This window comes from Corynebacterium sp. KPL4015, from assembly GCF_040225725.1.
Lineage (GTDB): Bacteria > Actinomycetota > Actinomycetes > Mycobacteriales > Mycobacteriaceae > Corynebacterium > Corynebacterium rhinophilum.
The window spans coordinates 22,816-28,954 of sequence record NZ_JBEHGF010000030.1 but is presented as its reverse complement, the minus strand read 5'-3'; the positions used below and the strand labels follow the sequence as shown (position 1 = coordinate 28,954).

At 56.2% G+C, this 6,139-nt stretch carries 6 protein-coding genes and 1 other RNA gene; all 7 read right to left on the bottom strand.

From position 1 onward, the window contains the following. Positions 1 to 225: 225 nt before the first annotated feature. Positions 226 to 981, bottom strand: coding sequence for an iron ABC transporter ATP-binding protein (locus tag ABRP64_RS10260; RefSeq protein WP_023025818.1), 756 nt, complete (start codon positions 979 to 981; stop codon positions 226 to 228). Further along, the gene (locus ABRP64_RS10255) at positions 978 to 1,955 is read right to left on the bottom strand and encodes an iron chelate uptake ABC transporter family permease subunit (RefSeq protein WP_284854111.1); all 978 of its coding nucleotides are present in this window, start codon (positions 1,953 to 1,955) and stop codon (positions 978 to 980) included. The genes ABRP64_RS10260 and ABRP64_RS10255 overlap by 4 nt, the downstream gene beginning before the upstream one ends. 1 nt (position 1,956) lies before the next feature. Beyond that, the gene (locus ABRP64_RS10250) at positions 1,957 to 2,922 is read right to left on the bottom strand and encodes an ABC transporter permease (protein ID WP_284854108.1); all 966 of its coding nucleotides are present in this window, start codon (positions 2,920 to 2,922) and stop codon (positions 1,957 to 1,959) included. Between the two features lie 66 nt (positions 2,923 to 2,988). Beyond that, on the bottom strand, positions 2,989 to 3,981 hold the full coding sequence (locus tag ABRP64_RS10245) for a siderophore ABC transporter substrate-binding protein (RefSeq protein WP_502880536.1): 993 nt from the start codon (positions 3,979 to 3,981) through the stop codon (positions 2,989 to 2,991). A gap of 85 nt (positions 3,982 to 4,066) precedes the next feature. After that, positions 4,067 to 4,834: an amidohydrolase family protein gene (locus ABRP64_RS10240; protein WP_284785002.1), complete on the bottom strand. Its 768-nt coding sequence runs from the start codon at positions 4,832 to 4,834 to the stop codon at positions 4,067 to 4,069. 395 nt (positions 4,835 to 5,229) lie between these two features. Further along, complete coding sequence (locus tag ABRP64_RS10235) at positions 5,230 to 5,553, bottom strand: DUF4288 domain-containing protein (protein ID WP_023025804.1); 324 nt, start codon at positions 5,551 to 5,553, stop codon at positions 5,230 to 5,232. Between the two features lie 172 nt (positions 5,554 to 5,725). Continuing rightward, positions 5,726 to 6,108: a transfer-messenger RNA gene (gene ssrA / locus ABRP64_RS10230) on the bottom strand. Positions 6,109 to 6,139 lie beyond the last annotated feature (31 nt).

The window sequence follows — 6,139 nt, the reverse complement described above, 5'->3', positions numbered from 1 at the left end:
TTGAGTTCTCAAACAACATCCACACACCACAAGAAAATTAACCAAACGTTAACCTCTCATCGGCGGCTCGCACTAACCTACCCAACAACCTGAACCAAGTCAAATCCTTGAGCCAAGTCAGTACAAAAAGTCACTCAAAAGTAACCAACCGGCTACCTCTCGGCGACTCGCTAAAATTTATACTACCCCACTACACAACGCAAACTCGCAGGCCAACGTTGCTTTTTAGTGATAGCACGCGATCTTTCCATCGGGCCCATCGATAACGCGCACCGGAGTATTGAAGATGGGCGTCAGGATATCGTCGCGCATAATCTCCTCCGCCGGGCCGAATTCGACGATCTGCCCGTCCTTGCAGGCACAGATATAGTCCGCGTAGCGCGCGGCAAAGTTGATGTCATGCAGAACCACGATGACCGTGCGCCCCAACTCCTGGGCAGCCTCGCGCAGGTGGCGCATCATGTCCACCGAGTGCGAGATGTCCAAGTTATTCAGCGGCTCATCCAGCAACACGTAATCAGTTTCTTGGCACAGCACCATGGCTACGTACGCGCGCTGGCGCTGACCACCGGATAGCTGGTCAAGGTAGCGGTGCTGCAGTTCTTCCAAATGCAGGAAGTGGATGTATTTGGAAATGACCTCTTCATCGTGTTTATTAAGTCGACCCTTGGTATAGGGGAAGCGGCCAAAGCCCACGAGCTGGCGCACGGTCAGTTTCGTGACGAAGTGATTTTCCTGCCGCAAGATAGACACGATCTTCGCTAGGTCGGCCGACTTGCTGGACTGGATGTCATAGCCGGCGATTTCGATGCTGCCTTCATCCATGTCGAGCAGGCGCCCGATCATGGTGAGCATCGTCGACTTACCCGCACCATTGGGCCCCACCAGCGCGGTGATGCCTCCTTGCGGGATGGTCAGGTTGAGCGGACCAATAGCGGTCTCGGCGGAATAGGTTTTAGAAACGTTCTTTAATTCGATCACAGTCGGCCCTTTCGCATAATGACAAACAGGAACACGGAGCCACCTACCAGCTCAATGATGATGGACACCACGCCTTGGGCGGAACATACGTGCTGCATGAGGAAGTAGGCCGCAATGAGCACGAGGAATGCTAAGCCCACCGCCATCGGAAAGATGTAGCGGTGATCGTAGGTATCGGCAAATTGATAAGCCAGCGTAGCTACCAAAAAGCCCAGGAAGGTCATGGGACCTACCAACGCGGTGGTCGTCGCCATCAGCAGCGAGACCAACACCAGCGTGTAGATCGCGTGTGCTTTATGGTTCACGCCCAGGTTGGTGCTGACATCGGCGCCCAAGGAAATCACGTTGAGCTTGCGCGCATTGAGCACCAAGAGCGTAGTGGCGATGGCCACGATGGGAATGGCGATGGGATAGTACTCGGATTCGGCGTTATTGACGGAGCCAAAAAGGCGCGCGGTCAGCACGTCGAACTCGCTGGGGGTTAGCATGCGCTGCATAAAGGTAGACAGCGAGCCCAGGCCACCACCGATGACCACGCCGACTAACAGCATGGCGTGCATATTCTGTTTTCGGTTGGTCAGCAGCCACGAATAAAGCACCAAGGAAAGGCCCACCATGACGCCCATTTGCATGAGGAAAGTGGGCACGGTGCGGGCTTCGTTAAGCCCACTAGCGCCCAGGAAGAAAATGGTCGCGGTATTGATGGCAACGTACAGGGACTCAAAACCCATGATGGATGGCGTCAAGATGCGGTTATTCGTCACGGTATGAAAAGACACCGTGGCCATGGCTTGGCACACAGCGACGATCGCCATGGCGATGAGGGCATCGGCGCGGCGCTGGGCGATGAGCCAAAACTTGCGCGTACCAAAATCCATCGGGTTGCCATAGGCTAGGTATGCAAAGGCCAAAGATACAGCCAAGATCCATACGCAGGCCAGGGTGATCCAGTATTTCTTGGGCGGGGCGGACATCTTAGTTAGCACGGGTCGACCTCACAATCATGATGATGAAGACGATGGCACCGATGACGCCAAGAATCACCGAAACCGGCATCTCGAAGGGGGCGATGATGACGCGGCCCACCAGGTCACACACGGTGACGATGCCGATGCCCAGCAGGCAGACCCAGGGCACGTTGGAGCGCAAGTCATCGCCGCGCATCATGGAGACGATATTGGGCACGATAAGCCCCAGGAATGGAAGGGACCCCACGACGACGGTCACCACGCCCGTGGCAATGGCGATGAGGCCGGTTCCCAGCAACAACATGCGGTTATAGTTCAGCCCGACGTTGGTGGCCACGTCCTCGCCCAAGCCAACTACGGTGAGGCGGTCGGCGTAGATATACACCGCCACCAGTACCAAGAGCACGATCCACAAAATCTCGTATTGGCCCTTGTATACCGCGGTAAATGAGCCCATGAACCAGATTCCCAATTGCTGGAGCATGTCCGTCATCAGCGCGAAAAACGTCGAGATTGCAGAGACCACGGCACCCAGCATGATGCCGATGATCGGCACGATGAGCGAAGAGCGCAGGGTCACCCGGCGCAGTAACAGGAAGAATACGACGGTGCCCAGGAAGGAAAAGACCACCGCACCAATCATCTTGACCAGAATCGAGGACGTGGGCGCGACGACCATGACGATGAGCAGGCCCAACCCGGCCCACTCCGTGGTGCCGGTGGTCGAGGGTTCGACGAAGCGGTTCTGGGTAAGCAGCTGCATGACCAGGCCGCTCACAGCCATGGCCGCGCCGGCCAGCACCAAGGCGATGGTGCGCGGCAAGCGGGTAATGCCGAACATGGCGGCGCCATCGTCGGCGCCAAAAACGTCGTACTGCCCGGTCAGCAAGGAGGCAACGAGCAACGCGGCAACGATGAGCACGCCGAGGCCGAGCTTCCAATCCCAGACCTTTGTGCGGGTGGTGGTTTCCATAACTATCCTTTACGCACCTGAAAACCGGAGGGCAAAATCCCTCCGGTTTCCGGTTTTTAGTGGTGGCTAGTTCTTTTCAAACGCGTCTGCCATCGCGTTGAGCGTCTCCGTGAAGGTAATGATGTTTTCATTGGTGTAGGTATCCTGCGGAGCGGCAACGATCTTGCCTTCCTTCACGGCAGTCACGTTCTTGAGTGCCGCGGAATCCTCTACCAGCTTCTTACCTGGGGTATAGCCTGCTTCATCCTTGGCAATGGCACCGTCGCGGTCCATGATGAGGATGTAGTCAGGGTTGGAATCAGCGATTGCCTCGACGGAGATGTCATCGCCCTCGTGGTCATCGCTGGCGTTTTCCACCTCGAGGGAAGGCTTCATGCCCAGCAGCTCAAAGAATGGTCCGAAGAAGCGGCCCTTACCTGGGGCGATGTAGTTGATATCCCCACCGGTGGTGTTGACGGCCATAACGGTCTTCTCTGGATCGTAGGCGTCCTTAGCGCGGTCCAGGGCCTTGTTGAAGTCATCGACGAGCTTCTTTGCTTCATCTTCGTGGTCGAAGATCTTGCCCAGTGCTTCGGTCTGGCGGATGAGTTCTTCCGCCATGTCCTTATCGTCGCGCGGGGAGAAGTCCAGGACCGGAGTATCTTCCATCAAAGCCTCGATATCGGCCTGGTGCTGGGTGAAGCGCTGACCGTTGATGACGATGTCCGGCTCTGCGGCAACCAGTGCCTCCAGGTCGGGTTCGCGGTGCATGCCCAGGTTGGCCTCGATCGAGTCTTCATTGATCTTGTCCGAGAGGGTATCCGGGACGATGCCAAGCGGGGCGGCCACGATATTGACATCCCAATCCGCGAGGATTTCGAAGGCGCGGTTATCCGTTACCGCGACGCGCTCGAACGGTACGTCCAGCTCGTGGGTGCCGTTATTATCTTCGATCTGCAGTGCGCTTTCCGATGTCCCCTTATTCGAACCCTGGTCCTCTTCTTCCGCAGTGCTACATGCGGTAAGTGCCAAGGAGGCGACAGCCACGACAGACAAAAGAGCGCGATGAATTCTCTTCATTGTGCTTTCCTTATAGACGAGAAACAAATGCCCCATTAACTTATCTTAAGTCACCCTAACCAATCAAGGTTGAGGGTAACCTTTCCTAAAGTACAGCGTCCAGCCCATAGAAACGCGCTGCATTGGCGAAGAAAACGTCATCAGCATGTACCCCCGCCGCCTCCCCGATGAGCCGGAAATCGTCCACCGAAAACACCCGGCTCGTCCGCTGCGAGGGCAAATCGGTACCCGCCATGAGCGCCGTTGGATCAACGTCGACAATGCGGCGCACCACCTCTCCCGGATCGAGGTCTACGCGCCCGAATCCGGTGGCCTTGACCTTTACCCCGGCATCGACAAGTTCTAAGAGGCCGTCTACTCCCTGCGCGCTCAGGCCCAGGTGGTCGATGCTCACGGCCGGCAGCTTCTTGAGCACTGGGGCCATATCGCCCAGCGTAGCCGCGTCGACATAAAGCTCCACGTGCCAACCTGCCAGGTCATAGATCCGCCAGGCGAGCTCCTCCAGGTCCTCCCGTGCTGCGCTGCCACCGCGCCGCAAGTTAAAGCGCACCGCCCGCACGCCCAAGCCATCCAACCGGCGGATTTCGGCATCGGGGACATCGGCAGGCAGCTGTGTCACGCCTACGAAGCTATCCAATTCCCCCAGGGCTTCTGCCAGATACCCCTGGTCAAAGCCCTGAAAGGAACCGGAGACGACCGCGCCGGCGGTGATATCAAAACCCTCACCGCGCAGCTTCTCGCGCCATACGTCATAGGCCGGAACCAAAAACTCCGGCGGCGTATAGCCCTGATTTTCCTGAATGGGGTGGGAAAAATCGATGATGTGGAGGTGGGAATCAAATACTCGCTGCATGGCCACTACCCTAGCCGCGCGCGGGGACTCTCATAAGAAAACCCCAGCTAGAACTGAATCCAGCTGGGGCTCTCGGTGGAGTTTCCGGGAACTGAACCCGTCTAAGCCATGGACGTTACTGGCCGAACTGTCACTTACCTGGACACCAGGGCGGCGAGAGTTGAGCCTAGTACTGAAGTGTCCCAGATTTTGTTCCGTGTGGATAGATGGGAGAATCTGGGACATTTCACTAACGTAAAGGACGCTTAGTATCCAATTGGGTACAAGCCGTCGACTATGGCACTAGCCTAAAAGTCAACTATTCCCCCCCTTCCCCGTCCTAGAAGCAATCGCCGAAGCAATGGAGCCAGCACTACTCGCTAAGAAAGCTGCCTAACCTCGACGTTGAGCTTGATTTAATCTTTCAGGGGGTTAGTCCCTCCAAGCTTCATTTCGAACCGCTTATAGTCTTCGAGTGAAGCGAAATGCCGAGAGTACAAGTCAATGTCCTTTTCCACAGTCCCATACAAGGCAGGGGCAATATCTACGATGTGACGAACCTTTACTGAGCCATGTTCGGCGTCTCCTTCGTCTTCTTGTGCATGCGCCAACGCCTGTACACGCTCCGAGGCAGCTTCGTCCGTATCTGCATAGACGATATAAAAATCTTCACGGAAATAGCTCTTTTGCGTCCCGACACGAGACAGCTCGAATACCACTATTCCTACGTAAGGTTCCATGCTTCACCTTCTCTTAGTCGAGGTCGTGCAACCTATCTCTGCTGACACAACGTGGAAGTGTTCGCGTTCGTGAGTTTAACAAGTTTTTCATCTGGTACCCCGATCAAGTAGTCACGATGACTGATACGGAATAAAAATAGCCCCTCACCTGCAAATGCAGGTGAGGGGCTCTCGGTGGAGTTGCCGGGACTTGAACCCGGGTCCTTCGTCACCTTGCCAGGGCTTCTCCGTGCGCAGTTCGCACATGATCTCTGCTCGGCCCTCCGGTTCGGGCGAACTCGTACCGGATGATGGGCCCAGTCACCAGTAAGAGTCCCATCTGGCCCTGATGACACAGCCAGACGGCAAGTTCCTTAGTCGATGCCAGGTTCTAGGTCAGGAACGAAACCTAGGCTGACAGACACGCGTCGCTGTAATTAGGCAGCGAGGGCGTAGTCACGCTGAGAGTTCTTCTCTGCGTTTATTTGTTTGCTACGACGCTTAAACGGTGGTCGGTAGCCTTCACCGGCACGCTTCCCCTGGCGCAGTGTACGAAGTCGAAACCAAATCAACCCCATAGCACTGTAGGGACGGGATAGTGCATCAT

Excerpts from the sequence above, each read along its gene's own strand:
- ABRP64_RS10255 (WP_284854111.1), bottom strand. The coding sequence starts at position 1,955 with ATGTCCGCCCCGCCCAAGAAATACTGGATCACCCTGGCCTGCGTATGG.
- ABRP64_RS10250 (WP_284854108.1), bottom strand. The coding sequence starts at position 2,922 with ATGGAAACCACCACCCGCACAAAGGTCTGGGATTGGAAGCTCGGCCTC.
- ABRP64_RS10245 (WP_502880536.1), bottom strand. The coding sequence starts at position 3,981 with ATGAAGAGAATTCATCGCGCTCTTTTGTCTGTCGTGGCTGTCGCCTCC.
- ABRP64_RS10240 (WP_284785002.1), bottom strand. The coding sequence starts at position 4,834 with ATGCAGCGAGTATTTGATTCCCACCTCCACATCATCGATTTTTCCCAC.
- ABRP64_RS10235 (WP_023025804.1), bottom strand. The coding sequence starts at position 5,553 with ATGGAACCTTACGTAGGAATAGTGGTATTCGAGCTGTCTCGTGTCGGG.